Genomic DNA, 25,971 nt, shown 5'->3' with positions numbered 1-25,971 from the left:
CTTACAGCCCCATCGGCGGCATGCGCGTGTTGGATTGTGCCGCCGCCGGGGCGATCACGCTGCCGGTCACCACACGTTGCCCTTCGGTCAGGCCCGAGGTGATTTCGGCAGTTACTTTATCGTTCAGGCCCACTTCGACTGTCTGGCGGTGGCTTTCGCCGGTAGCCGGGTCATAAACCTGCACCACATAGCTGCCGTCGGCGGCGCGGCTAAGTGCGGATGCAGGAACGGTCAACGCGTCCTCGACCTTGTTCAGGATGATCGAAACCTGCGTGGTCATACCGATGCGCAAGCGGTGATCCGGGTTAGCGACATCCAGCATGCCATTGTAATAAATCGCCTCATCGGTCGAGATGGTGTCGCTGTCTTTGATTTCCGATGGCGCGGGTTCGACATCGCGCACAACTGCGGTGAACGCGCTTTCCGGCTCTCCGAGGATGGAAAAGACAACTTGCTGCCCGGCGTGAACATGCACCACGTCGGCTTCGGAAATTTCGGCCTTTACGACCATCGTGTCCAGATCGGCGATCTTGACGATGGTTGGCGCGTTTTGGCTGGCGTTAACGGTCTGTCCTTCGTCAACCACGATGGCGACGACCGTACCCGCAATGGGGGCCTTGATGGTTGTGCGGGCAAGGGCGATTTGCGCGGTTGAAACGGTCACCTCGGCGCTGGATTTCTGAGCCTCCAGCGCTTGCAGTTCGGCTTTGTCGACCAAGACGTCTGATATCGCGGCTTCGACCTCTTCCTTGGAAACATAGTCTTGCGAGTTCAGCTTTTCCTGACGTTCAAGGATCAGCTCTGCCTTGCGCAGGCTGGCGTTTTTCGCGGCGATCTGGGCTTCGATGTTCGCCAGATCGGCTTGGGCCTGAAGCACGGCGTTTTGCTGATCCTGTGAATCGATCTGGGCGATCAGTCCGCCTTGCGCGACCTCTTGGCCAAGGGTGACCGACAGGGTTTCGATTTGCCCAGATACGCGCGCGCCGACGCTGACCAGTTGCTTGGCCTCTATGATACCTGAGGCCAGAACGCTTTGTTCCACGGTGCCGCGTGTGGCGACAGACGTCGTGGGTGGGCTGGCGCTTTCGCCGGGTGAATAAAGCGTCCAACCCCAAGAAAGGGCCGCCGCAACAAGAAGGAGGAAAAGAATACGTTTTGCAATTTTCATCAGTTCGAAGCCATGCTGCTTAAATCCTATTGGACATCACAACGTAGTACGCGGCACCGTCGAACTTCCGTTGCACGCGCGTGGCTGACGTTTGGGCAGGTGGCCGGGTATTACCGTAGTCGTTCTTCGGTTTGTGCGTCGAAAAGCATCGTCTGGTCGGGGGTGAACCTAAGCCCCACACGCGCCCCGCTGCGCGGAATTGGAACGTTGTCGCGCAGTTCCACAATCAAACGGTCGCCACTGTCTGCAACAAGATACGCGTAAGACACGCCGCCAAGGGATTCCACCAGATCGACCGTGTGGGTGTCTTCGTTTTCCACAATTTCAATGTGTTGGGGGCGCACGCCGACCGTGATGTTCTGTGTTGCGGCCGGAAGGATTACGCTGTGCCGGAAGGGCGCTGGTGACAGGCCGGGTGCCGAAATTTCTGCGTCGGCGATGGTTGCAGAAACAAAGTTCATCGCGGGCGATCCGATGAAACCTGCCACGAACCGGTTATCTGGGTCACGATAAAGATCCATCGGAGCGCCGACCTGTTCGATGTTGCCAGCCCGCAAAACGACGATCTTGTCGGCAAGGGTCATGGCTTCGACTTGATCGTGGGTCACATAGATCATTGTCGCGCCGATTTCCTTATGAAGGCGGGCGATTTCGACGCGCATATCGACGCGCAGCTCTGCATCCAGATTGGACAGGGGTTCGTCAAACAGGAACACGTCAGGGCCGCGAACGATTGCACGGCCAATCGCAACCCGCTGCCGCTGGCCGCCGGATAATGCCTTGGGCTTACGCTTAAGATAATCGTCAAGCTTAAGGATGCGGCTGGCTTCGTTGACCTTTTCGCGGATTTCACCGCGGGCGTGCCCGGTCATCTTTAGGCCGAAGCCCATGTTTTCTTCGACCGTCATGTGCGGATAAAGCGCGTAGGTTTGAAAAACCATCGCCACGCCGCGATCAGCGGGGTCGGCGCGGGTGACGTCGTTCGCTCCGATGTTGATCTGCCCATCCGAGGTTTCTTCAAGCCCCGCAATCATGCGCAGCAGCGTGGACTTGCCACAGCCGGAAGGGCCGACAAAGACGCAGAACTCTCCGTCCTGAATATCCAGATCGACGCCGTGAATGACCTGAACATTGCCGTATCGTTTTTCGAGTTTGCGCAGTGCTACGCCGGCCATCTCATTCTCCTCCATGCGGGTCGGGGAACCGCCATGCTTCGGCTTCGTCAGATATTTTCATCGCGGTTTCGCGGATCTGAGGAACCAGTTTTTCCAGTTTTGTCAGGTCTGTACGCTGTGTGGTGGATGTGACGGAAAGCGCACCGTAAAGGCGGCCACCGCGCGACAGGATCGGAAGCGCGATACAAATGATGCCGGGTTCGTGTTCTTCCCGGTCAAAGCCATATCCACGGTCGCGAATTGCCTTCAGTTCCTTCCTAAGGGCGGTTTCATCCGTCAACGTAAAGTCGGTGAACCGATGAAAGCTTTGTTGGGCGATCATTTGGGGCAGAACGGCCTCGCGTTGATAGGCAAGCATGACCTTGCCGACGCCCGTGCAATATGCGGGGCCGACTTTGCCCGCTTGGGAATACATCTCGACCGGTTGTTTTGGGACGCGTTTATCAATGTACAGCACCTGCGCGTTGTCCAATTGCGCAAGGTGCACGGTTTCATCGACGTCTGCGGCCAGCTTATCAAGGTGGCGGCCCGCAATCCGCGCCAAGGATGATTGCTGCCACGCTGCGTGGGCAAGGCGTAACAGCCGGACACCGGGGGCATAAGTCATTCGGTCGGGGTCATGCGTCAGCATGCCTTGGTTGGTCAGCGATTGAACCAGCCGATACAACGTCGCCTTGGGGAAATCTGACTTTTCCTGCAGTTCCGCAAAGCGCACCGGCCGCTTGAAGTCCGCGACCAAGTCAAGAACCTGAAGCGCCTTTCCGATCGTCCCGTCCGCTGGCTTTTGATCCAACACTGTTCCCTCCCATGTCCTGCGCCCGTTTGATGGGGGCGACTGGACTGTTGACAAGAATAGGCGATTCGAGCTTACAATTTCAATATGTAAAACATTGTTCCAAATAATGGAACTTGCGTTTTTGCAGTCAGGGAGGAACACCATGAAGAAGAAATTCCAATCGGCGCTTGCCGCGCTGGCGGTTTCCACGTCGTTGACGGGTGCCGCATTCGCCGAAGGTCATGGCGCGCCCTTGTCGGGCGATCTTGTGATCTTTTCAGATATGTCGAACCCAGCACCCCGCGCGGTGATGGAAGGGATGGTCGCCAAGTTTGGCGAAATGCACCCCGATCTGAATATCGAATTGACCGTCATCGACCGCGAGGCATTCAAGACCCAAATCCGCAACTTCCTTACGGCGAACGCGCCAGACGTGACCAACTGGTACGCGGGTAACCGGATGCTTCCTTATGTCGAAGCTGGCCTGTTCGAAGATGTGTCGGACGTTTGGGAAGGGGCGCTGTCGCAAGAGCTTGCCTCGACCAAGGGGGCGTTGACGATTGATGGAAAGCAGTGGGGCGTGCCCTATACCTATTACCAGTGGGGCGTTTATTACCGCGCTGATCTGTATGAAAAATATGGGCTAAGCGAGGCTACAGATTGGGCCACGTTCAAATCTAACTGTCAGACGCTTTTGGACAACGGCGTTAAGTGTTTCACCATCGGCACCAAGTTCCTTTGGACGGCTGCGGGCTGGTTTGACTACCTGAATATGCGCACCAACGGTTTTGACTTCCACATGGCCCTTGCGAACGGCGAGGTCGAGTGGACCGATGACCGCGTCAAGGCGACCTTCGCCAACTGGCGCGAGCTGATCGATATGGGCGCTTATGTCGACAACCACACCTCCTATTCCTGGCAAGAGGCGTTGCCGTTCATGGTGCAGGGTGATGCTGCGGCTTACCTGATGGGCAACTTCGCAGTTGCACCACTGCGCGAGGCGGGGCTTGGCGACGATCAGCTTGATTATCACCAGTTCCCGGCGATCACAGAAGGCGTGGCAATGGCCGAAGATGCGCCAACAGATACGTTCCACATCCCATCGGGTGCCAAGAACAAAGAGGCGGCGAAAGCCTTCCTAAAGTTCGTGACCTCGGCTGATAACCAGACGGCGATCAACGCAGGCGATGCGCTGGGTCAGCTTCCGGTGAATGCAGGAAGCTCTGTCGATGATGACAAGTTCCTGCGCGAAGGGTTCGAAGTTCTGTCCGCAAACAGCCCCGGCGGCATTGCACAGTTCTTTGACCGTGACGCACCGGCGGAAATGGCCAAGATCGGCATGGAAGGGTTTCAGGAATTCATGGTGAAGCCTGACAATCTGGACAAGATCCTTGACCGTCTGGAGCGCGCCCGTAAGCGGATTTACTGATCCGACGGCGACCTTGAAATAGGGGCAGGGGCCGAGGTTGGCCCTTGCCCAAACGTCCTTTCAGGAATTCTGAGACATGACAGATCAGACCCAGTTCACGGCCCCGCGCGGGGCGTCATGGTGGCGGCGAAACCAGATCGCGATCACGCCGTGGCTGTTCCTTGCCCCCGGTGTTCTGTTCTTTGTGGTCTATGTGCTGTTGCCGGTTTTCCAAAGCTTCAACATCTCTTTGTACGATTGGGATGGGCTGGGCACGGCCGAATATGTCGGCATGCAAAACTATGAAGAACTGTATTACGACGACGCCTTCTATACCTCGCTTCGTAACAACGTGCTGTGGTTGCTTCTGTATCTTCTGGCGATCCCGGCGGGTTTGGCGATTGCGTTGTTCCTGAATCAGACGGTCACTGGAATAAGGCTCTATAAGTCTCTGTTTTTCTTTCCATTCGTGATTTCACAGGTCGTGGTTGGGCTGGTTTTCAGCTGGTTCTATGACCCGACGTTTGGGTTGTTAAACGTCATGCTTGGCTGGTTCGGCATGGGGCCGATCAACGTGCTGGGGGATGAGAAATACGTCACCTATGGCATCATCGCCGCCGGCCTGTGGCCGCAGACGGCCTATTGCATGATCCTGTACCTGACGGGCCTAAACGCCGTTGATCCCGAACAGATAGAGGCAGGCCGGTTGGACAATGCCAAAGGCCTGCGCATGCTTTGGCACATCATCTTGCCACAGCTTCGCCCGGCCACGTTCATCGCCTTTGTGGTCACGATCATCGGCGCGCTGCGCAGCTTTGATCTGATATCGATCATGACCAACGGCGGGCCGTTTGGTGAAAGCCGGGTGCTTAGCTTTTACATGTTCGAAGTGGCGCTGTCGGAATACGGGTTCCGCATGGGGTACGGCGCGGCGATTGCCGTGGTGCTGTTCCTGATCATGCTTTGCTTCATCGCCTATTTCCTATGGTCGATGTACCGCGAAGAAAGAGGGCACTAAGATGTTCCCAACGCCCATCGAAAAGACCTCGCGCAGTTGGCAAATGACATATCAGGCGTTGTTGCCAGCGGCATTGGTTCTGTGGCTGCTGCCACTGTTGGCGGTCGCGCTGTTTTCGATCAAGCCGGATGGCGATTTCGCGAATGCCAATTATTGGGGAATGCCCAGTTCGTTCGAAGGGGGCAACAACTATGGCAAGGTGTTCTTTGAATCCGACATGCCGCGGTATTTGCTGAATTCGGTTTTCATCACGGTGCCCACGGTGATCGGCGCGGTCGCGCTTAGCTGCATGACCGGCTTCGCTTTGGGTATTTACCGGTTCCGCGCGAATTTGTGGATCTTCTTTGCCTTTGTCGCGGGCAATTTCGTTCCGTTCCAAATTCTGATGGTGCCGGTGCGCGATCTGACACTGGACCTTGGGCTATATAATACGAAAACTGGGCTGGTGCTGTTCCACGTCGCGTTTCAAACCGGGTTCTGTACGCTGTTCATGCGCAACTTTATCCGCGCGCTGCCGTTTGAGTTGATCGAGGCCGCCCGCGTCGAAGGTATTGCCGAATGGCGCATCTTCTGGTTCGTGGTTCTGCCGTTGATGAAGCCAGCAATCGCCGCGCTTTCCGTGCTGATTTTTACCTTCATCTGGAATGATTATTTCTGGGCGGTTGTCCTAACGCAGGGCGTTGAAAGCCAACCTGTGACGGCGGGCATCACCAGCTTTAACGCGCAGTACCGCGCGGCCTATCATTTGATGAGCGCGGGTTCGATCGTCGCCGCGCTGCCACCTGTGGCGATGTTCTTTTTGATGCAAAAGCACTTCATTGCGGGGCTAACCTTGGGGGCAGTGAAATGAGCCATTTTTGGCGCTTGGATGCGGGGACGCAAACGCTTGTTCTTACGTCCGAAGACGGGGATTTGCCCTGCGTGGCCCATTGGGGGGCGCCCCTGCCGATGGACGAGGATTTGGTTTCGCTGGGCGCTGCGGTGGGCCGTGATGTGACCGGCGGCATGATGGATGAACTCCCCCCGCTGACCCTGTGCCCGGCCGAGGCTGACAGTTTCGCTGGCCAACCCGGCATGGTGCTGTATCAGGGCGGGGCGGTCCTTCGCCCGGATTTTCGTCTGTCCCACGCCACGCAAACAGGTGATGAACTGACGTTCGAATATGCCGATACGGCGCTTGGCCTGTCCTATCGCGCGACGTTCACCGCTGACGCAAAGGTCGGCGTTATCCGGTGCCAGTCTTTCCTTAAGTCAAAGTCGGACGTGACCTGTCACTGGCTGGCAGCGCCAGTTTTGCCGGGGCCGCAGTGGGGCAGCGATATCATCGACGTGTCGGGCAAGTGGGTGTCGGAATTTCAGTTGAACCGAACCCAGTGGTCGCCCGGCATTCATATGCGCGATGCGCGGTCGGGGCGTTCCGGGCACGAACACCCGCCATTCGCCTTGTTCACCGAACCGGGCACGACGAACACGCGCGGCGCGGTTTGGGGCGCGCATTACGGATGGTCCGGCGGGCACCGCATGGTTGCCGAAGAACTGCCAGACGGGCGGCGGCAAATTCAGTGGGGCCACGCGTCTGCCAGCTGCGGCACGGGGCAAGCGTTCGAAACGGCAGAGCTGTTTCTGACCTATTCCTCCGATGGTCTGAACGGCTGCGCCGACGCCTTCCAGCGCCTGTTCCACGACCGGATCGTGACGTGGCCACAGCCCGCCAAACCACGCTCCGTCCATTATAATTGCTGGGAGGCCGTGTATTTCGACCATGACCTTCCCACCCTGAAAGACATCGCAAACCGCGCCGCCGATCTTGGTGCGGAACGGTTCGTGCTGGATGATGGCTGGTTCGGCAAGCGTGACGATGACACCACGTCGCTTGGCGATTGGCAGATTGATGCGCGCAAATGGCCCGACGGGCTGACGCCGCTGATTGATCATGTGCAATCGTTGGGTATGGGGTTTGGCCTGTGGTTCGAACCAGAAATGATTTCGGAAAACAGTGACCTTTATCGCGCGCATCCGGATTGGGTTCTGGGGCCGATGACCCAACTGCGCGGGCGTCAGCAGTTGGTGCTGAATATGGCCCTGCCAGAGGTGCGCGATTACCTGTTCGACCGGATATCAGCCATTCTGTCCGACAACGCGATTGAATACATCAAATGGGATCACAACCGCCTTCTACCCCACACGGATGCCGCCCAGACCCATGGGATTTACGTGCTGTTGGATCGCTTGCGCGCCGCGCATCCGCTTGTTGAAATTGAAAGCTGCGCCTCGGGCGGGGGGCGGATTGATGCGGGCATTCTGGCGCGCACGCAGCGGATTTGGTTGTCAGACAGCAACGATGCACTGGAACGGCTGCGCATTCAGCATGATGCCGCGCTGTTCCTTCCTGCCTCGATCACCGGGTCGCATGTCGGGCCGCGCCACTGCCACACCTCGGGCCGGGTGCTGGATATCCGGTTTCGGGCATGGGTCGCGGCACAGCGGCATATGGGGTTCGAAATGGACCCACGCGAGCTGACAAAGGTAGAGGCCACAACCCTGCGCGAAGTAACCGCGTGGTGGAAGGCAAACCGCGATTGGCGCAGGGATGCGCGGATCTTGCGGTTGGATGCGGCCGACCCGGCTGTGACGGCGGAAATTCAGATCGCCCGCGATGGTCACCGGTTTGTCGTGTTTGTGGGGCAGGCGGAAAGCTCGTCCCAGATCACGCCGCGCCCGATCCGCCTAACGGGGCTGAATCCCGAAGCGATGTATGAAATTTCCCTGCTGACCCATGACACGCCGGGCTTTTCGCGCGGGGCACCGGCGCTGAAAAATGGGCCGGTTACGTTGTCCGGTCAGGCCTTGATGAGCGGCGGTTTCTCACTTCCCTTCGCCTTTCCGCAATCCTTGAACGTGATAGAAGGGCGCCGCCTATGACACAGCGAAACGCCCTTTCCGTTGACCTATGAAAGTACGCTATGCCGGTTTCTGACATTTCGCCCACCGCCACGTTTCATGACCTGAAAGAGGCTTCGGTTTTCATTACCGGGGGCGGCTCGGGGATTGGTGCCGCGCTGACGGATGGCTTTTTGGGGCAGGGCGCGAAGGTGGCCTTTGTGGGCCGTTCTGATGCAAATCGTTTCTGTGACGAAATGCAGGAAAAACACGGCCAGCGTCCGTTGTTTATTCAGTGCGATATTACCGACATCCCCGCGCTGAAATCAGCGATCAATTCCGCCGCAACCGCGCATGGGCCGATCACCACCTTGGTTAACAACGCAGCGAATGACCTGCGCCACAAAGCCAGTGAGGTGACAGAGGAATTCTGGGACAAGGCCATGGCGATCAACCTGAAGGCCTATTTCTTTGCCTGTCAGGCCGTTGAACAAGGCATGCGCGCCGCAGGCGGCGGTTCGATCATCAACTTTTCGTCGATCAGCTATATGATGGGGAACGCCGGGTATCCCGTATACACGACCGCAAATTCAGGCATCAACGGCATGACGCGTTCGTTGGCACGTGAATTTGGCGATGGGGCGATCCGGGTCAATGCGCTGGCACCGGGGTGGGTTCTGACCCAAAAACAAAAAGAAATGTGGGCCACGCCCGAAGATTTGGCCGCCCATTTGGCACGTCAGTGCCTGAAAGAGCATTTGGCACCGCAAGACATAGTTGATGGTGTGCTGTTTTTAGCGTCAAAAGCCAGTCGAATGATGACGGGGCAAGCTCTTGTCATCGATGGCGGCGTAGTCGGGACAGGATGACCGGGATGACTGAAGTAAATTGGATCGGCGTTGATTGGGGCACTTCGAACCTGCGTGCGTGGGGGATGGGCGCGGACAACACTGTCGTTGCCGAAGCAAGATCAGATGCAGGTATGGGCACGTTGCCGCCCGAAGGGTTCGAGGCTGCGTTGATTGACCTTGTTGGCGGCTGGCTGGGCGCAGGCGCGATGGATGTGGTTGTCTGCGGTATGGCCGGGTCGCGGCAGGGCTGGGCAGAGGCACCTTATCGCGCGGTGCCATGCGCGGCGAAGACTGACACGCTGACCCAAGTGCAAACATCAGATCCGCGGCTGCGGGTGCATATCGTTCCGGGCGTCAAACAGGCGCAGCCCGCTGATGTTATGCGTGGTGAAGAAACCCAGATCGCCGGGTTCCTTGCGCTGAACCCGAAATGGGACGGCGTGATCTGCCTTCCCGGTACGCATACCAAATGGGCTTTGGTGAGCGCCGAAGAAATCGTTTCGTTCCAATCCTTCATGACCGGAGAGATGTTCGCGCTGTTGGCGAAACAGTCCATTCTACGCCATACCGTTGCCGCCGATGGCTGGGACAGCGGTGCGTTTGATGAGGCTTTGGATGACTCCTTGGCCAATCCCGCCCGTCTGGCCGCCCGGCTGTTTTCACTGCGCGCCGAAGCCCTGTTGGCAGAGCTTGACGGCGTGACCGCGCGGTCGCGGCTTTCGGGGGCGTTGATCGGTGTCGAATTGGCCGCAGCACGCCCGTATTGGCTTGGCCAACAGGTGGCGGTGATTGGGGCAGACGCGTTGTCCGACGCCTATGTCGCGGCCTTGTCACGACAGGGCGTGCAGGTTGTTCAATTGGATGTGGACGCAATGACGCGCGCGGGTTTGGCCGCAGCGCATGAAAACGTCGGAGCAGTGACATGAGCCGCCCTCTGATCGCGATTTTGCGCGGCATTTCGCCAGACGAAGCCGTGCCCGTTGCCGAAGTTCTGATCGATGCCGGTATCGACCGGATAGAGGTGCCGCTGAATTCGCCCAAACCGCTCGACTCGATCAAAGCGATGGTCGCGGCTTTTGGGAATGACGCGCTGATTGGGGCCGGCACGGTTTTAAGCACGCAAGATGTGCAGGACGTCGCGGCGGTAGGCGGGCAATTGATCGTATCGCCCAACTGCGATGTAGACGTGATCGCCGCCACGAAAGCGGCGGGTTTGCAAAGCTTTCCGGGTGTCATGACCCCGACCGAGTGTTTTGCCGCATTGGCCGCTGGGGCGGATGGGCTCAAGATCTTTCCCGGTGATCTGGTCGGCCCAAAAGGCCTGAAAGCGATGCGCCCGGTTTTACCCACAGGCACCAAGGTCTTTGCGGTTGGCGGTGTGTCTGCGACCACCTTTTCGGATTGGATTGCCGCCAGCGCCGATGGATTCGGCATTGGGTCGTCGTTGTATAAACCCGGCCAGTCGGCACGTGATGTGGCCAAGACGGCCCAACACCTTGTCGCAGCCTATGACGCGGCGGTTGCGTGATGGCGGGGCGCGTCGCAACGCCAACTTTGGGGGTCTGTTATTACCCTGAACACTGGTCCGAGGAAACTTGGGCCCAAGACGCGGCACAGATGGTTGCGACGGGCCTAACTTGGGTGCGTATCGGGGAGTTTGCTTGGTCGCGGCTGGAACCGCGCGAAGGTGTCTTCGACTTTGATTGGATGGATCGTGCCATCGAAACGCTTGGCAGTGCCGGGCTGCGCGTGGTCTTGGGCACGCCGACGGCGACACCGCCGCGGTGGGTGGTTGATAAATACCCTGACATGCTGGCGGTTGACGGTGATGGGCGCGTGCGCGGCTTTGGCTCGCGGCGGCATTACTGCTTTAGCCACGCGGGCTATCGCGCTGAATCCGCACGAATAACCACTGAACTTGCACGCCGTTATGGCCGTAAGCCACATGTTGCCGCGTGGCAGACCGATAACGAATACGGCTGCCACGATACGGTGGTGTCTTATTCAAATGCCGCGCGCGATGCGTTCCGTGATTGGCTTGCGCAGCGTTATCAATCACCGCAGGCGTTGAACCGCGCGTGGGGCAATGTGTTCTGGTCGATGGAATATGACAGCTTTGATCAGGTCGAACTGCCCAACCTTACAGTGACCGAACCAAACCCGGCGCATGTCATGGCGTTTCGGCGTTTCAGTTCCGATCAGGTGGTGGCCTTCAACCGCGTTCAGACGCAGATTTTGCGCGCGCATACGGATGCTCCGCTCATCCATAATTATATGGGGCGGGAACTGGCGTTTGATCATTTTGCCGTCGGCGCGGATTTGGACGTTGCCAGCTGGGATAGCTATCCCATCGGCTTTTTGTCTGACCGGATCGAGGCAAGTGAGGCCCACAAGGCCCGTTATCTGCAACAGGGTGATCCCGATATGCAGGCGTTCCACCACGATTTGTACCGCGCCGTGGGCAACGGGCGTTGGTGGATCATGGAACAGCAGCCCGGCCCGGTGAATTGGGCGCCCTATAACCCCGCGCCGCTTCCCGGCATGGCCCGCCTTTGGGCGTGGGAGGCTTTCGCCCACGGGGCCGAAGCGGTGTGTTATTTCCGCTGGCGCCAAGCCCCGATCGCCCAAGAACAAAACCACGCCGGGCTGTTGCGCCCAGACAGCCAACCTGCGCCTGCCTTGGGCGAAGCCGCGCAAGTCGCACAGGAAATCGCCGCTGTTGGCCCTCTTGAAACGACCCAAGCGCCGGTTGCGTTGGTGTTTGATTATCCTTCGGCGTGGGCATGGGAAACGCAGCCTCAGGGTGCCGACTTTGACTATTTTCGGCTGATGCTGGACATGTATCGCGCGCTAAGAAAACTTGGCCTGTCGGTCGATATTGTTCCAAGTGATTGCGATGACCTGTCTGGGTACGGCTTGGTTCTGGCACCGGGGCTGATGACCTTGGGGCAAACGCTAAGCGATGCGATGCAACGGTGTTCTGCGGCCTGCCTGATTGGCCCGCGCGCCAACACGTTGACGGAAGAGTTCGCCATTCCCAACCCAATGCCGCCCCAAGTTCCGGGGCTGGATGTGACGATCTCTTTGATGGAAAGCTTGCCGCCGTCGCATATGCGCCCGCTTCGCGAAGGCGGGGCTGTGCGCCACTGGATGGAGCGGCTAGAGGGGGCGGCAGAGGTCACTTTGGCAACCGAGGCTGGTGACGCGGTGGTCATGTCATCGGGCAATCTTTACTATCTTGGGGCTTGGCTGGATGACGCGGGGCTTGGCGCGCTGATTTCAAAGCTGTGCGTCGCACAGGGGATCGAAACCCATGTCATGCCCGAAGGGCTGCGCCTGCGCGACGCGGGGGGCACACGGTTCGTGATCAACTATGGTGCGGATCCTGTCACGTGGGATGGGCGCAGTGTTCCGGGCTGCGGCGTGGCGTGGTTCGCACGCTAAGTAGCAAACACCGCGATCCCGTCTTTGTCGAAGAAACGCTGGCGGTCCGGGGTGAAATGCAGCCCGAAGACGTCGCCGCGTTTCAATTCGGTTTCGCCTTCCTGACGGACCGTGATGTGGCCAAGCTGTCCGCAATCGAAAATCAGATAGGTGTCAGCCCCAAGGTATTCGATCACGTCTAGCGTGCCGTCGCATTGCCCTTCGCCAGCGTCGCAAAGGTGAATGTGTTCGGGCCTTATGCCAAGGTTGACCGCTGGCCGATCACCAGAAAATTCGCCCCCGCGTGCGCTGCTTAGGCTGTAACTGGTCGCGTCGGTCACGCAGGGGATGACATTCATCTTTGGGCTGCCGATGAATTGCGCCACGAAAAGGTTGGCGGGCGTTTCGTACAGCTCTTTTGGGGTGCCGACTTGAGCGATGAAACCCGCATCCAGAACGACGATACGATCCGCCAATGTCATCGCCTCGACCTGATCATGGGTGACATACAGCATCGTTGTCGAAAGCTCGCGATGGAGCTTGGTGATTTCGTACCGCATCTCGACCCGCAGGGCGGCATCAAGGTTGGAAAGCGGTTCGTCGAATAAGAACGCCGTCGGATTCCGCACAATAGAGCGCCCAATCGCCACCCGTTGGCGTTGCCCCCCGGACAGTGCCTTTGGCCGGCGATCCAGATAGGGCTCTAGCTTTAGGATCTGCGCGGCCTCGTCTACTTTTTCGTCAATTTCGGCCTTGGGTGCCCCGGCGGTTTTCAGTGAAAACCCCATGTTGTCGCGCACCGACATATGCGGGTAAAGCGCGTAAGACTGAAACACCATCGTCAGCCCACGTTGCGCAGGCGGTTGATCAGTCACGTCTTTCCCGTCGATGAAAATCGCCCCGCGCGAGGTTTCTTCGAGCCCACCAATCATTCGCAACAGGGTGGACTTGCCGCAGCCCGACGGGCCGACGAAAATGATGAATTCGCCATCCGCAATCGTCAGGTCGATCCCTTTGATGACCTGCAATTCGCCGAACCACTTTTCGATCCCCTTCAGCTCGATGCTGCCCATCGGTTCCTCCCTGTGTTTGGCGATGCCCAGCCGAGCCAAACGGCGGCTGTCCAAGTGAATGACCGCCCGCCTGCGGGGCTTCCGTCGCGGGGGTCAAAATATTCTGCGAACCCGTTTTCGGCGATCATTTGAGCGGTTTCATCGCGGATGCGGGTTGCCTCGGTCACGTGGCCGGCTTCGTAAAGGCCGATGCAGATCAACATGTTCATCATCGCCCAAACCGGACCGCGCCAATATCGTTTTGGTTCATAATTCGGGCTGGCGGGGTCGTGACTGGGCACGGAATAGGGCACCAATTGCGCGATCCGTTGAAGATGCGCCAGCATCCGGTCGCCCCCCACGCCCGCATACCAATTCAAGAACGAGGCGTTGGAAATGCACCCGGCGAACTTGCCGGCTCGCGTGTCATAGCAGTCGTAGCTGCCGATTTCGGGGTTCCAGAGGGTTTCGGCACCTGCCTCTTGCGCGGCGATCCATGTGTCGATTTCGTCTGTCGGTTCACCAAACGCCTGTGCCATCACGCGCAAGTCGCGATTTGCGCGCAGCAGGGTAAATGTCATCGTCGGATCGGCGACACGAAACGGCGTTATTTCCCTAAGCTTTGCCTCGTCCCAATGACACTCGCGCCCCAGTTTCACCAGATAGAGGTAGCGGTCATAGTCATACTTGCGGGGGCGTTCTTCATCGACGACGTGATGGGTGTCACGCCGGTCGTATTCGTCGATGCCTTGGGGGGTGATCGCGGCAAAAGGCCCGTCCCAGTCGGGCGAATTATCGCGCCCGGTTTCCCACGGATGGGTGACAACGATGGCACCGTTTTCAGTGCGCCAGTTGTAAAACCAGCGATGCCAATCCATCAGTTTTGGGAACAGGGCGCGGGCATGTGCCTGCCCATTCTTTTGGTCCGCCTCTAACAGTATGCGAACGAAGGTGGCGGCGATGGGGGGCTGGCTTATTCCGGACGACGGAACAGGCCCAACACCGCCCCAAACGTCGGGGCCGGGAAAATAGCTGGGGTCGACTTTGTGAAACAGGATGTGCGGGACCATGCCGTTGGGCCATTGACCTTTGAACAGGGTTTCAAGCTCTTGCCAGGCGCGGGGTATGTCATGTTCAGCAAAGCCAAAGGCGGCAAACACGCTGTCCCAGTTCCACTGATATGGGTACAGGCCACCGGTTGGCACCGTGTACCCGCCGCGATCATTATTCGCCAAAATAGCGCGCGCTTGTGCGTCCAAGTCCATGGTTACCCTTTCACCGATCCGGCGGTCAGCCCTTTGGTCATGAATTTCTCTAACCCCAAGAACAGCGCCATGATCGGCACCGTTGCAATGACCGCACCCGCCATCAGGTGTTGGCGCGGGATTTCTGATGAATTCAGCATTGTTACCCCGCGCGTAAGGGTGAATTTCGATGGATCATCCAGCAACATGAAGGCCAGCAGAAATTCGTTCCAAGCGATCATGAAAACGTAGAGAGAGACCGATGCTAGCGCCGGAAGGCTAAGCGGTAGCGTGATTTTCCAGATGACCTGAAGGCGCGATAACCCGTCCATCAATCCGGCATCTTCGACTTCGGAAGGAAGGCCGCGGAAGTATCCTTGAAGCATGTAAAGCGCGACCGGAATGGTCGTGACCGGATAGATCATTACGATACCGGCAATCGAATTGCGCAACCCGGTCAGCGAGAACACAATATAGATCGGCAGCGCCAGCACGATCATCGGGACCATGTAAATCAATAGGATAGACCGGGAAAACGCCGCCCGACCCGCAAATCGTAATCGCGCGACCGCATAGGCACCGGGGACCGAAAACAAAAGCGTAATCAGCACCGTCAGCACCGACACATAGAACGAGGTCCAAAGGTAGGTGCCGAAATTGAAAAGGGCGAACAGTTCGTCATAGCTGCGCAAAAGGCCCCAGCCTTTTGAAAGGTCCACGGAAAAATCGAGAGGGTTCTGCAAAAGCTCTTGTTGCGATTTCAGGCTGGTCATCACCATCACATAGAATGGAATGATCACGATCGCCGTGAAGAAGAGATAGCCAAACCCGGTCAGAAACCGAATGACGGCTGCTTCGAATTCGTGCCGGGTCAGCGGGCCGGGCGGGCAGTTTTGGGTGATCCGCAGTTGGCTGAGGGCAAAGGTCGCGCCCAAAATCACGGACACCGCCACGCGCGTTAGGGGGCCAACCGTCTCCCCCGTGGCGATGGGGGATAGCCCCACAAACGAGGCCAACACCAACGCCGCCGCAGTGCCCGGAACGATGCCCCCCCAAACGGGTTTGCGCAGATAGATCATCGCCAATCCCAAACCTGCGCCCCAAACCAAGGCCAGCCAGATCACAGGGCGAAACAATGCGCCGGTGAAAAACGACATCACGATGCACAACGTCGTGGCGAGGATGACGAACCAAAGCGCCCCCAGAATGGGGCCTGTGACTGTTCCGCGTTTCATGATGCGCACGCCGATGCTGTGCCGGTTTTGGGGCGGCAATGTTGCTTCACAAGCCTTCCTCCCGGCTGATGAATTTGAAGAAAAAGATGCTGAACAAAAGCAGGCAAACAAAGATCACAACGGCGACCGCTGCGCCTGCGCCGATGTTGGAAATCGCGAATGCCTGTTCGTAGACATGAACAGTCAGAACACGAGTCCCCGCGTTCCCTCCGGTTAGCAGGAAGATGTCGTCGAATTTGTTGAACGTCCAAATGAAGCGCAGCAAAAACAGGACCGACAGGATGCCAAGCAACTGGGGCAGGGACAGATACCAGAACTTTTGAAAGGGGCTTGCGCCGTCCATATCTGCGGCTTCGTACATGTCTTCGGGAATGCTTTGCATCCGTGCCAGAATGAACAGGAACGACAGCGGGAAGTAGCGCCAGATTTCAAAGACCGTCACCATGATCAGCGCCAGCGGGCGTTGGCCGAAGAAATTGATCGGCCCCGTCGTGACGCCCATCTGAATAAGCAGGGCGTTGGTTGACCCCGAAAATGGATCAAACAACGTCACCCATGTAAACGCGACAGCGATCACCGGGGCGACATAGGGAAACAGGAAAAGCCCGCGAAGGATGCCTTGGCCGGTGAACGACTTGTTCAGCAGGATCGCGGCGAACAGCCCCACGACCATCGCGCCGATGGTGCCAACGATTGTGTAAAACAGCGTGGCGTAAAGAACGGCGAAGAATTCCTTGCCGTTAAAGATGCGCGCGAAGTTTTCAAACGTGAAATCGGCATTCAGCAAAATGTTTTCCGAACGGCCTGTCATCTGGGCGGGCGTGTCGTCCAGATCTGGATCGGCGTCCAGAAAGGCTTGGCTGACGGTCACCGGAATTTTGACGCTATCACGGGCACCGCCTTCCCAATCACCAAGGTCGCAGAACAGGTTCAGCCCGTCCAAACGGCAGCGCGGGTCAGGGTCTTGAAACGTTAGCCCGGTGGGCAAGGTGTCGGTCAGCGTAACGTCTGTAATGGGTTTGTCTTGGCTGGAATTGCGAAGCCTGTATTCGATGGTCCCTTCATCGCCAGCGGCCTGTGGGCGACCACGCAGGCTTTCGCGTACGATGGGCGTTGGAGCGCGCAGGTCCGCCAATCCGATCGGTTTCACACTGATCCAGAACACAGCCAACAGCGGCAGTATCACCACCAATGACACGCTTATGATCGTTGGCATCAGCATCGCCCACGCCAGCCGCGCTTCGCGTCGGGCAAGGGGGCCTGTGCCTTTAGGGGGGCTGGATGATGTCATCGCGGCTCCTCGGGGTGGGCCAAAGCTGGTGCGCTTTGGCCCAATGCCGGTCGGCGATCAGTTGATCGCGGCCAGTTCCTCGTTCAGTGCTGCGACAGTGCTGGCGGCATCGCGCGCGCCATCAATGTATTCGCGCACCAAACGGTTGATGACCTGCGAGTTGATCATCTTGGATGCCAGCGAAAGCTGCCCTTCTTCGACGCCCCAGCGTTTGGCGACATCAAGCCCGCCAACGATTTCAGCAATCATTTCTGGGGCATAGAGTTCGGCCAAAGGCGCCTTGCGATCAACGCCAACGTCCAGCTTGGACCATGCCATCGTGAACTTTTCAGGGTCTTCGACGGTTCCCTTGCGCACTGGGAACTTACCCTCGGGCGCGATGGAAAGCGTTTGCGTATACCCATCGTCCATCGAGAATTTGACGAAATCCATTGCCGCATCGATATCAGCGTCGCTGGTTATGCCAAAGTACCGCATATCGCCCCACGCTGCGCCCTCTGGGTTCGAAGGCCCGGCAAAGTTGGTGATGATCCCGGTTTTTGAGGCAAGCTCGCCCGAGGTTGGGTCATCGTTGATGGTGGGGGGCGCGCTGTCACGAAGACCGGCCAGTTCGTCCAAGATGAACGGCGACCAGATGATCATCGCAGCCTTGCCCGCGAAATACAGTTCGCGCGATTGCTTCCAGTATAGTTCCCCTGGGGGGGAGGCTTCGGCGATGGCCTTATAGAAATCCAGCACCTCGGTGGTTTTGGCTTCGTCTAGTGGGGCAAAGCCATCGGCGTTGACGGGGGACACGCCGTTTGCAAGGAACACATGTTCCAACACTTGGCTCATGAAGTTTTCGTCCACCTTGGTGGCGGCAACGAAGCCATACATTTCGGGCGGGTTATGTAGCTTTTCCAGCGCGGCCAGAACGTTGGCATAGGTCGACGGGGCGGCAAGCCCGTTCGCATCGAACAGGTCTTTGCGATAGACGATCATTTGCGTCCAGCCGTCGACAGGGACCGCAGCAACCCCACCGTTGAATGCGGCCATGCTAAGCGCACCCGCCGCGAACGTGGCTTGGCCCAATTCCTCGACGACATCGGTGGCGGCGTCGGTATCCAAAATGCCAGCTTCGGCCCATGGCAGCGTGTATTGCAGCGTGTGATAGATAACGTCCGGAAGGTCACCGGCCGCAAACGCAGCTGTCGCGCGCGTGCCAAGATCGCTTTCGGTGACGGGAATAACCTCTACTTCGGTTCCGGTTTCTGCTTTGAACTGCGCGGCCATCTCTTGTTGTTTGGCCAGGCGTTCGGGCTGTTCTTCTGTGGTCCAGAACCTGATCGTATCCGCACCGGCACTGGCAGCGCATAGCGCCAGCGCCGTAGAGGCGCCCAGCATCAGTCGTGCCACGTATTTTGGGGGGTGAATGGTCATCTTATTCCTCCGTCGTTCAATCTATTGATCTTTAAGAGCACCGTCTGAAGCGGGCTTGACGGGGGATGGACTTGAAATTCTCTCGCTGACTGTCTTGCAACGCGCGTGGCGTTGCGTTTCCGCGAGCCTCCCCCTGTGCTTTGAGTTTTTACCCCAAAGTAAAAAAACGCAAGCTTGATGATAAACTCTGGCACGAACGCGACTTTTTGCCCGGTGCTATGCCCGAAATTCAATCAGTTGCGGGTTTTCCAGAATGCTCTTTCGTGTTCGGGGGATATTCATTACGTTTGCAACGAAATCTGCGGGGCCGAGTCATTTGGCCAGCACAGACATATCAATCGAAGAGGGGCGGAAATGGCCAAGGCATTCGCATCGCAAGGCGACATGAGCGAAAAGAAGACAAGCTTCACCGAAGTCGGAGAGGGGCTGTGGGCCTTTACCGCCGAGGGCGACCCGAATTCAGGCGTTATCATCGGGGATGACAGCGTCATGGTGGTCGAAGCACAGGCCACCCCGCGCCTTGCCAATAAGGTGATCGAAGAAATCCGCAAAGTCACCGACAAACCGATCACCCATCTGGCGCTGACCCATTACCATGCTGTGCGGGTTCTTGGTGCCTCGGCCTATGGTGCGCAGCAGGTCATCATGTCAGACGCGGCGCGCGCCATGGTGGTTGAGCGCGGGCAAGAAGATTGGGACAGCGAATTCCAACGCTTTCCGCGTTTGTTCGAAGGGCATGAAAGCATTCCGGGCCTGACGTTTCCGACCACAACGTTTTCGGACCGTACCACCGTCTACCTTGGAAAGCGCCGGGTCGATATCATGCACCTTGGTCGGGCCCACACCGCGGGGGACGCCGTAATCTGGGTTCCGGATGAGCAGGTGATGTTCACGGGCGATATCGTCGAATACCACTCTGCCTGCTATTGCGGTGACGGCCATTTCAACGACTGGGGCGAAACGCTGGACAACATCGCGTGGTTCGAACCCGAAAGCATTGCGCCGGGCCGTGGCGATGCGCTGGTCGGGCCGGAAATGGTAAGCCGCGCGATCGAAAATACCCGTGATTTCGTGGAAAGCACCTATAAGCCCGTCGAAAAAGTGGCGGCAAAGGGCGGCACGTTGAAAGACGCATGGGATGCCGTGCGCGAGGTGTGCGACCCGAAATTCGCGGATTATGCGATTTACGAACACTGCCTGCCGTTCAACGTTGCCCGCGCCTATGACGAGGCGCGCGGGATCGATACGCCGCGTATCTGGACGGCTGAACGTGACATGGAAATGTGGGACGCGCTTCAGGGGTAAGCGATCAGTCCGGCTGGTACCCTTGTATCAGCCGGCGCAACCCGAACACTGCGCCGAAATAGATCGCGGCAAGCGTGACTGGCGCGGAATAGGCAAGGGTGGCAAAGCCTGTGACGCCTTGGCCCACAGAACAGCCCATGGCGACGATACCGCCCACGCCCATCAGCGCCGCGCCACCAACTTGGCGGCCAAGTTCGCGCGGATCTTCGCAGGCTTCCCAGCGGAAGTGGCCTTTGATCGTTGATCCAACGAAGGCCCCGGCCAACACGCCCGCAACCGAACCAACCGCAAAGCCAAGCCCGCCGGAAGACGCGGTCATCAACCACAGTAATGTGCGCCCAAGCGGGGCGGTAAAGCTGTGCCCTTCGACAGGGATTTCGCCAAAGCTTAGCCCGTGCAGCATGCTGGTGCCCCACAGCGCAAAGCTAACCGAAAGTCCTGCCGCCACGCCCCATGTGACTTGCCGGACCGAGGCGCGCAGCGGCGCATAAGACAACGCCCAGATCAGCAGCGCAGCCGCAACCAGCGTGGCAAAGGCAAGGGGCGGTAGGCCAAGTTGCCCGGCAACCAGATGCGCGAAACCCTGTGGGCCTTCGGAAGGTGTTTGAGGAAAGGCCAGAACGCGCAGCTTTGCCAGCGGACCGTTCAGCGTGACAAACCCGGTGATCGCCATGACGACCACAACGACCATCGCTCGTAAATCACCGCCGCCGAACCGCGCCAAGGCGCCAAACCCGCAATTGCCTGCAAGCGCCATGCCATAACCGAACACGGCACCGCCAACGATGCTGGCCAGCGGGTTCCACGCGACAGAATGATAGATCGTCGCCTCAAGCTCTATCAGGCCGGCGGTGGACAGAAAGAATGTTGAAAAGATCGCGGTGGCCAGAACGATGCCCCACATACGGATGCGCCGCTGATCTTCGCCGTAGATGGCGCTTTCAATGGCCCCTAATGTGCAGAAATCGCCAAGCCGCGCCGCCAGGCCCATCACCACACCAGTGGTCAGGCCAATCAGCGCAGCGATGGCGCCAATCGGTAGCACGTCCATGCAATCCTCCCCGTCAGGTCAACAGACCTTGGCCTTAAGCCGGCTCGTTGCAGAACATGTCATAGACAAGTTCAATGGTGCGCCGCGCACGTTCATCAGAAAGCGAATAGAAGATCGCCTTACCCTCGCGGCGGTGTGCAACCAGCCCTTCCAAGCGCAAGCGCGCCAATTGCTGGCTTACTGCGGCCTGACGCGATGACAGAAGGTTTTCAAGCTCTGTCACGGTTTTTTCGCCGGTGGACAGGTGGCACAAGATCATCAACCGCCCCTCGTGGGACAGCGCCTTTAGAAAGCTGGAGGCCGCCTGTGCCTTGGTGATCATATCGTCAGCTACGACTGCGTTTTCCGCATCGTCATCGATCAGGTCACCGCCGTTAAAGCCGAAAGATTGAACTGCTTCTGCCATTTTCGTCTTAGGGGGCTATTGCCCCATCCTTTGTTCTGCGCGCTGCGTTACCGCATAATTTGACATGCCTTAGCATGTATTTCCAGTAAATGCGAACCTACCTTGGTGCCGCGCGATACAGACGTTGCGTGGGTGCACTCATTTGTTCTTACCCTTCGGTTCGGCTCAAATTTTGTGCAGTCGTTTCAGTCTGCGTTTCCAACATGCGCCCAAGCAGCCCCCAAAAGAAGTCTTCGCCGGGGTATCCTTCGATCCGGCTTACTTCGACCCCGTCGCGCAGCAGCACGAACGTGGGCGTGAACCGGGGTTTTGAGCGCAGCTCAATGTCATCGGGCAGGGCGCGTAAGTCCGCTTTCCTAAGGGGGGCGGTCTTACCCTCGGCTGTTTTGGGATAGATCGGCCCGATCTCATTTTCCCACATGATGCAATATGCACAGCCTTTTTGTTCAACCATCAAAAGACGCATGTCCGCTTGCGCCGGCCCGGCAAGGGCAAGCGCACTTAGGCCAAGGCCAAGAATGGCTCCAAGAATTCGCATCACACAGTCTTTCCAGATAGATATAAAAAACGTAATATGTTTTTGTTATTAGGGCAAGGGAGTCGCCCACGTGCTTGATATTTCCTTTAGTGGCGCAGCTTTAGCCGGGCTTTTATCGTTTTTGTCGCCCTGCATTCTGCCCATGGTTCCATTCTATTTGTGCTATATGGCCGGGATTTCAATGTCTGAACTGCGCGGGGACGGGGCCATCGCGCCGGGTGCGCAGCGTCGGTTGGTGCTGTCGGCAATCTTCTTTGCGCTGGGCGTGACGTCCATCTTCATGATGCTGGGCATGGGCGCGACGGCGCTGGGCCAAGCGTTCATAGAATGGAAGGACAAGCTGTCTTATGTCGCAGCCGCGTTGCTGATTGTCTTTGGCTTTCACTTTCTGGGCGTGATCCGCATTCCGTTTCTGTACCGCGAGGCGCGGATCGAAAGCACGGCGCAGCCAACCACCGTTATAGGCGCCTATATCATGGGGCTGGCGTTTGGTTTCGGCTGGACGCCCTGCGTTGGTCCGGCGCTGACGGCGATTTTGTTTGTGGCCAGCGGCATGGGCGATGTCACGCGCGGGGCGCTTTTGCTGATGGTTTACGGGCTTGCCATGACCACACCGTTCATCGTGGCCGCCATTTTCGCCCGCCCGTTTTTGGGCTGGGCGCAGCGGAACCGCAAATACTTGGGGCTTGTTGAAAAGGCGATGGGCGTGATGCTGATCCTGTTCGGGGTGCTGATTGCCACAAATTCGGTCGCCTATATCGCGCAATTCATGATCGAGCATGTCCCATGGTTCACCACAATCGGATGATTTGACCTGAAAGGGGAGTTGAGATGCGATTAACAAGTTTGACAACCGCGGTCTTCATGGCGCTGGGCGCGCCGGTTCTGGCGGCCCCTTTGGGTGATGACGGGCTGCACAAACCCACATGGCTGCAAGACACGTTCAAAGACATGACCGAAGATCTGGAAACAGCGAACGCCGAAGGAAAGCGCCTGTTGGTGATCTTTGAACAGCGCGGCTGCATCTATTGCAAAAAGATGCATGAAGAGGTGTTTCCAGACCCGGAAATAGAAGCGTTGATCGAAGATAACTACTTCGTGGTTCAGATGAATCTGTTTGGCGATGTAGAGGTAACTGACTTTGACGGAACCGCGCTTTCTGAAAAGGAAATGGCGCGCCGGTGGGGGATTATGTTCACGCCCACGATGATGTTTATGCCCGATGCGATGCCCGAGTCTGGCACCGCAGCACAGGCCGCTGTGGTCACGATGCCCGGTGCTTTCGGCAAGGGAACAACGCAGAGTCTGCTTACTTGGGTGCTTGAAAAAGGGTATGATACCGACGAACATTTCCAAAAATACCTGGCCCGGAAACTTGCAGAAACGCAGTGAAGGCTTTGATGTTTTGGCATAAAATCGCACTCGAATCTGGGATGCGACACCGCGCCCCTTAAAATGTATGCAAAAAACTATATTTGTTGTTGCATGCCGTGGAATACCTCAGCTACGGTTAGCTGACGGAAAAAGGCACTGGGAGGAGTCTTTAATGAAACGCATAACGCTGAGCGCTACTTGTTTGATGGCAAGTGTCGGTCTTGTTTCTGCAGCGGAAGTTGCGCCAGAGAACGTTGAGTATGATGAATACGGCGCAGTTGCCGTTTCCCTGTCGGGTACGGCAGGTGACGCCGCAGCGGGCCGCGTGGTGGTCAGTACAAAAAGCCAAGGCAACTGTGTTTCGTGTCATGCGATCTCAGAGCTGGCCGAAGAGGTACCATTCCACGGCGAAGTTGGCCCACCCCTTGATGGCGTGGCCGATCGTTGGGGCGAAGCCGAAATTCGCGGCATCGTTGCAAACGCTAAGATAACGTATGACGGCACGATCATGCCGTCCTTCTATAAGACGACTGGGTATATCCGCCCGGGCGATGCCTACACAGGTAAGGCCGCCACGACCGATACGCTGCCGCCGCTTCTGACTTCGCAGCAGATCGAAGATGTCGTCGCCTACCTGATGACGCTGAAAGAGGAGTGATCCCTCGCGGATCCTTCCTGACAAAGGAGAGAGCAATGGAACTTACAAGACGTGGGGCGATTGCGCTTGGTGCCGGTGTTGCGGCAACGATCGCGCTGCCCATCCGCGCAATGGCGAGCGTTGATGAATCAATCGCTGCCTTTACTGGCGGCGCAGACATGGCCGAAGGCGGCATTACCCTGACCAGCCCAGAGATTGCCGAAAACGGCAACACGGTTCCGGTCAGCGTTGACGCACCGGGTGCCGTTTCCGTGATGCTGCTGGCATCTGGCAACCCAACGCCTGCGGTTTGCACATTCAACTTCGGCCCACTGGCCGCATCGCAAAGCGCATCCACCCGTATCCGGCTTGCAGGCACGCAAGACGTGGTCGCCATCGCCAAAATGGCCGACGGCAGCTTCGTGCGTACCGCAAACACCGTGAAAGTCACCATCGGCGGCTGCGGCGGCTGATTAAAGGAGTTTAAGAAATGGCAACTGGTGTAAAACCCCGCGTCAAAGTCCCAAAATCTGCGGCAGCTGGTGACGCGATTACGATCAAAACCCTTATCAGCCACCCGATGGAATCCGGGCAGCGGAAGGATAAAGAGGGCAACGCGATCCCTCGGTCGATCATCAACCGCTTTACGTGCGATTTTAACGGTCAGAACGTCATCGACGTGACGCTTGAGCCCGCGATTTCGACCAACCCGTATATCGAATTCGAGGCCACAGTGCCCGAAGCCGGTGAATTCAAGTTCACTTGGTACGATGATGACGGTTCTGTTTACGAGGAAGCCAAGCCGATCGCGATCGGCTGAGCGGCTCGTTTCATTCAGGGAGGAAACGTATGAAACTGAAATCGCTCAAGACCGTGACGTCTTCGATTGCAATGCTTGCGCTGGGCGCAGGCATCGCGTCGGCAGATGAAGACGCGGCGCTGATCATAAACGGTGAAACCGAAATGGTCGTCCGGACAGAAGCTCCGGCGCATCTGGAAAACATGGATGAAATCCGTTCTGGCTGGACGTTCCGTTCCGCTGAAACGCAAGCCTTGCAGATGGACGACTTCGACAATCCGGGCATGATCTTTGTGGATCAGGCCATCGATACCTGGAACCAGGTCAGCGGGTCCGAGGAAAAATCTTGTGCGTCTTGCCACGAAGGGCCGGAATCCATGAAGGGTCTGCGCACGCAGATGCCAAAGTGGAATGAAGCCGCAGGCGAGGTTTGGACGACCGAGATGTACATCAACGACTGTCGGGAAAACCGTATGGGTGCCGACAAGTGGGGATGGAACGCGAAAGACATGGTCAACATGACGGCGCTGATTGCTCTGCAATCCCGCGGCATGCCCATGAACGTCGCCATCGACGGCCCAGCCCAAGCCACTTGGGAGCAGGGTAAAGAGATGTACTATACCCGCTACGGCCAGTTGGAACTGTCCTGTGCGAACTGCCACGAAGATAACTATGACAATCTTATTCGTGCAGACCACCTTAGCCAGGGTCAGATCAACGGCTTCCCAGCCTATCGTCTGAAGAACGCCAAGCTGAACTCGATCCATGCCCGCTTTAAAGGTTGTGTGCGCGATACGCGCGCTGAAACCTTCAAGGAAGGCTCGCCCGAGTTTATCGCGCTGGAGCTTTATGTTGCTTCGCGTGCGAACGGCCTGTCGTCCGAAGGACCTTCGGTTCGTAACTAAAACACTTCCCCGCGCGG

At 57.8% G+C, this 25,971-nt stretch carries 26 protein-coding genes; 15 read left to right on the top strand and 11 right to left on the bottom strand.

All coding sequences use genetic code 11. The features are described from left to right. Position 1: 1 nt before the first annotated feature. From COL8621_RS10520 to COL8621_RS10510, 3 genes are all read right to left on the bottom strand, one after another. Positions 2–1,168, bottom strand: a complete 1,167-nt coding sequence (locus tag COL8621_RS10520; RefSeq protein WP_093967326.1) for an efflux RND transporter periplasmic adaptor subunit — start codon at positions 1,166–1,168, stop codon at positions 2–4. Between the two features lie 110 nt (positions 1,169–1,278). Then, complete coding sequence (locus COL8621_RS10515; protein WP_093967325.1) at positions 1,279–2,343, bottom strand: ABC transporter ATP-binding protein; 1,065 nt, start codon at positions 2,341–2,343, stop codon at positions 1,279–1,281. A 1-nt stretch (position 2,344) separates the two neighbouring features. Next, positions 2,345–3,139, bottom strand: coding sequence for an IclR family transcriptional regulator (locus COL8621_RS10510; protein ID WP_235823839.1), 795 nt, complete (start codon positions 3,137–3,139; stop codon positions 2,345–2,347). A 142-nt stretch (positions 3,140–3,281) separates the two neighbouring features. On the opposite strand from COL8621_RS10510, the gene COL8621_RS10505 reads away from it, so the two are divergent. The 8 genes from COL8621_RS10505 (at position 3,282) to COL8621_RS10470 (ending at position 12,719) form a co-directional block, all read left to right on the top strand. Further along, positions 3,282–4,547: an ABC transporter substrate-binding protein gene (locus tag COL8621_RS10505; protein WP_093967323.1), complete on the top strand. Its 1,266-nt coding sequence runs from the start codon at positions 3,282–3,284 to the stop codon at positions 4,545–4,547. A 76-nt stretch (positions 4,548–4,623) separates the two neighbouring features. Next, positions 4,624–5,544, top strand: a complete 921-nt coding sequence (locus COL8621_RS10500) for a carbohydrate ABC transporter permease (protein WP_093967322.1) — start codon at positions 4,624–4,626, stop codon at positions 5,542–5,544. Position 5,545: 1 nt separating this feature from the next. After that, entirely contained in the window at positions 5,546–6,394 is an 849-nt protein-coding gene (locus COL8621_RS10495) for a carbohydrate ABC transporter permease (protein WP_093967321.1), read from the top strand. Beyond that, on the top strand, positions 6,391–8,466 hold the full coding sequence (locus COL8621_RS10490; protein WP_093967320.1) for an alpha-galactosidase: 2,076 nt from the start codon (positions 6,391–6,393) through the stop codon (positions 8,464–8,466). The genes COL8621_RS10495 and COL8621_RS10490 overlap by 4 nt, the downstream gene beginning before the upstream one ends. A gap of 41 nt (positions 8,467–8,507) precedes the next feature. Next, positions 8,508–9,293, top strand: a complete 786-nt coding sequence (locus COL8621_RS10485) for an SDR family NAD(P)-dependent oxidoreductase (protein ID WP_235823838.1) — start codon at positions 8,508–8,510, stop codon at positions 9,291–9,293. Beyond that, positions 9,290–10,201 (top strand): 2-dehydro-3-deoxygalactonokinase, encoded by a 912-nt coding sequence (locus tag COL8621_RS10480; RefSeq protein WP_370804600.1) that lies wholly within the window; start codon positions 9,290–9,292, stop codon positions 10,199–10,201. Before COL8621_RS10485 ends, COL8621_RS10480 begins: the two co-directional genes overlap by 4 nt. Then, a complete protein-coding gene (locus tag COL8621_RS10475; protein WP_093967319.1) occupies positions 10,198–10,803 on the top strand; it encodes a 2-dehydro-3-deoxy-6-phosphogalactonate aldolase in 606 nt (201 codons plus the stop codon). Before COL8621_RS10480 ends, COL8621_RS10475 begins: the two co-directional genes overlap by 4 nt. After that, a complete protein-coding gene (locus tag COL8621_RS10470) occupies positions 10,803–12,719 on the top strand; it encodes a beta-galactosidase (RefSeq protein WP_093967318.1) in 1,917 nt (638 codons plus the stop codon). Before COL8621_RS10475 ends, COL8621_RS10470 begins: the two co-directional genes overlap by 1 nt. Here the strand turns inward: COL8621_RS10470 and COL8621_RS10465 are convergent. The 5 genes from COL8621_RS10465 to COL8621_RS10445 are packed head-to-tail and all read right to left on the bottom strand — an operon-like array spanning position 12,716 to position 18,939. Further along, on the bottom strand, positions 12,716–13,771 hold the full coding sequence (locus tag COL8621_RS10465; protein WP_093967317.1) for an ABC transporter ATP-binding protein: 1,056 nt from the start codon (positions 13,769–13,771) through the stop codon (positions 12,716–12,718). The genes COL8621_RS10470 and COL8621_RS10465 overlap by 4 nt on opposite strands. Continuing rightward, positions 13,753–15,015, bottom strand: a complete 1,263-nt coding sequence (locus COL8621_RS10460) for an MGH1-like glycoside hydrolase domain-containing protein (protein ID WP_093967316.1) — start codon at positions 15,013–15,015, stop codon at positions 13,753–13,755. The genes COL8621_RS10465 and COL8621_RS10460 overlap by 19 nt, the downstream gene beginning before the upstream one ends. A 2-nt stretch (positions 15,016–15,017) precedes the next feature. After that, positions 15,018–16,229 (bottom strand): carbohydrate ABC transporter permease, encoded by a 1,212-nt coding sequence (locus COL8621_RS10455; protein WP_370804599.1) that lies wholly within the window; start codon positions 16,227–16,229, stop codon positions 15,018–15,020. Between the two features lie 46 nt (positions 16,230–16,275). Further along, positions 16,276–17,520 carry a sugar ABC transporter permease gene (locus COL8621_RS10450; protein ID WP_093967315.1) on the bottom strand — a complete coding sequence of 415 codons (1,245 nt, stop codon included), beginning with the start codon at positions 17,518–17,520 and terminating at the stop codon, positions 16,276–16,278. Between the two features lie 57 nt (positions 17,521–17,577). Beyond that, on the bottom strand, positions 17,578–18,939 hold the full coding sequence (locus COL8621_RS10445; RefSeq protein ID WP_093967314.1) for an ABC transporter substrate-binding protein: 1,362 nt from the start codon (positions 18,937–18,939) through the stop codon (positions 17,578–17,580). A 354-nt stretch (positions 18,940–19,293) separates the two neighbouring features. Between COL8621_RS10445 and COL8621_RS10440 the strand changes: the two genes are divergently transcribed. After that, positions 19,294–20,244 (top strand): MBL fold metallo-hydrolase, encoded by a 951-nt coding sequence (locus COL8621_RS10440; protein WP_093967313.1) that lies wholly within the window; start codon positions 19,294–19,296, stop codon positions 20,242–20,244. Positions 20,245–20,248: 4 nt separating this feature from the next. Here COL8621_RS10440 and COL8621_RS10435 read toward each other — a convergent pair whose 3' ends face one another. From COL8621_RS10435 to COL8621_RS10425, 3 genes are all read right to left on the bottom strand, one after another. After that, positions 20,249–21,295 carry a YeeE/YedE family protein gene (locus COL8621_RS10435; protein ID WP_093967312.1) on the bottom strand — a complete coding sequence of 349 codons (1,047 nt, stop codon included), beginning with the start codon at positions 21,293–21,295 and terminating at the stop codon, positions 20,249–20,251. Positions 21,296–21,329: 34 nt separating this feature from the next. Further along, positions 21,330–21,617 carry an ArsR/SmtB family transcription factor gene (locus tag COL8621_RS10430; RefSeq protein WP_093968516.1) on the bottom strand — a complete coding sequence of 96 codons (288 nt, stop codon included), beginning with the start codon at positions 21,615–21,617 and terminating at the stop codon, positions 21,330–21,332. 232 nt (positions 21,618–21,849) lie between these two features. Next, on the bottom strand, positions 21,850–22,239 hold the full coding sequence (locus tag COL8621_RS10425; RefSeq protein WP_093967311.1) for a thioredoxin domain-containing protein: 390 nt from the start codon (positions 22,237–22,239) through the stop codon (positions 21,850–21,852). A gap of 70 nt (positions 22,240–22,309) precedes the next feature. Between COL8621_RS10425 and COL8621_RS10420 the strand changes: the two genes are divergently transcribed. The 6 genes from COL8621_RS10420 (at position 22,310) to soxA (ending at position 25,954) form a co-directional block, all read left to right on the top strand. Then, positions 22,310–23,047, top strand: coding sequence for a cytochrome c biogenesis CcdA family protein (locus COL8621_RS10420; RefSeq protein ID WP_093967310.1), 738 nt, complete (start codon positions 22,310–22,312; stop codon positions 23,045–23,047). Between the two features lie 23 nt (positions 23,048–23,070). Further along, positions 23,071–23,631, top strand: coding sequence for a thioredoxin family protein (locus tag COL8621_RS10415; RefSeq protein ID WP_093967309.1), 561 nt, complete (start codon positions 23,071–23,073; stop codon positions 23,629–23,631). A gap of 154 nt (positions 23,632–23,785) precedes the next feature. Next, positions 23,786–24,271: a sulfur oxidation c-type cytochrome SoxX gene (gene soxX / locus COL8621_RS10410; RefSeq protein ID WP_093967308.1), complete on the top strand. Its 486-nt coding sequence runs from the start codon at positions 23,786–23,788 to the stop codon at positions 24,269–24,271. Between the two features lie 35 nt (positions 24,272–24,306). Continuing rightward, a complete protein-coding gene (gene soxY / locus COL8621_RS10405) occupies positions 24,307–24,723 on the top strand; it encodes a thiosulfate oxidation carrier protein SoxY (protein ID WP_093967307.1) in 417 nt (138 codons plus the stop codon). Positions 24,724–24,740: 17 nt separating this feature from the next. Next, positions 24,741–25,070, top strand: coding sequence for a thiosulfate oxidation carrier complex protein SoxZ (soxZ, locus tag COL8621_RS10400; protein ID WP_093967306.1), 330 nt, complete (start codon positions 24,741–24,743; stop codon positions 25,068–25,070). A 71-nt stretch (positions 25,071–25,141) separates the two neighbouring features. Further along, positions 25,142–25,954 (top strand): sulfur oxidation c-type cytochrome SoxA, encoded by an 813-nt coding sequence (soxA, locus tag COL8621_RS10395; protein ID WP_370804692.1) that lies wholly within the window; start codon positions 25,142–25,144, stop codon positions 25,952–25,954. Positions 25,955–25,971 lie beyond the last annotated feature (17 nt).

It is taken from the genome of Actibacterium lipolyticum, from assembly GCF_900184935.1.
Taxonomy (GTDB): domain Bacteria; phylum Pseudomonadota; class Alphaproteobacteria; order Rhodobacterales; family Rhodobacteraceae; genus Actibacterium_A; species Actibacterium_A lipolyticum.
The sequence above is the reverse complement of the archived record's forward strand: the minus strand, read 5'-3'. Positions and strand labels throughout refer to the sequence as shown.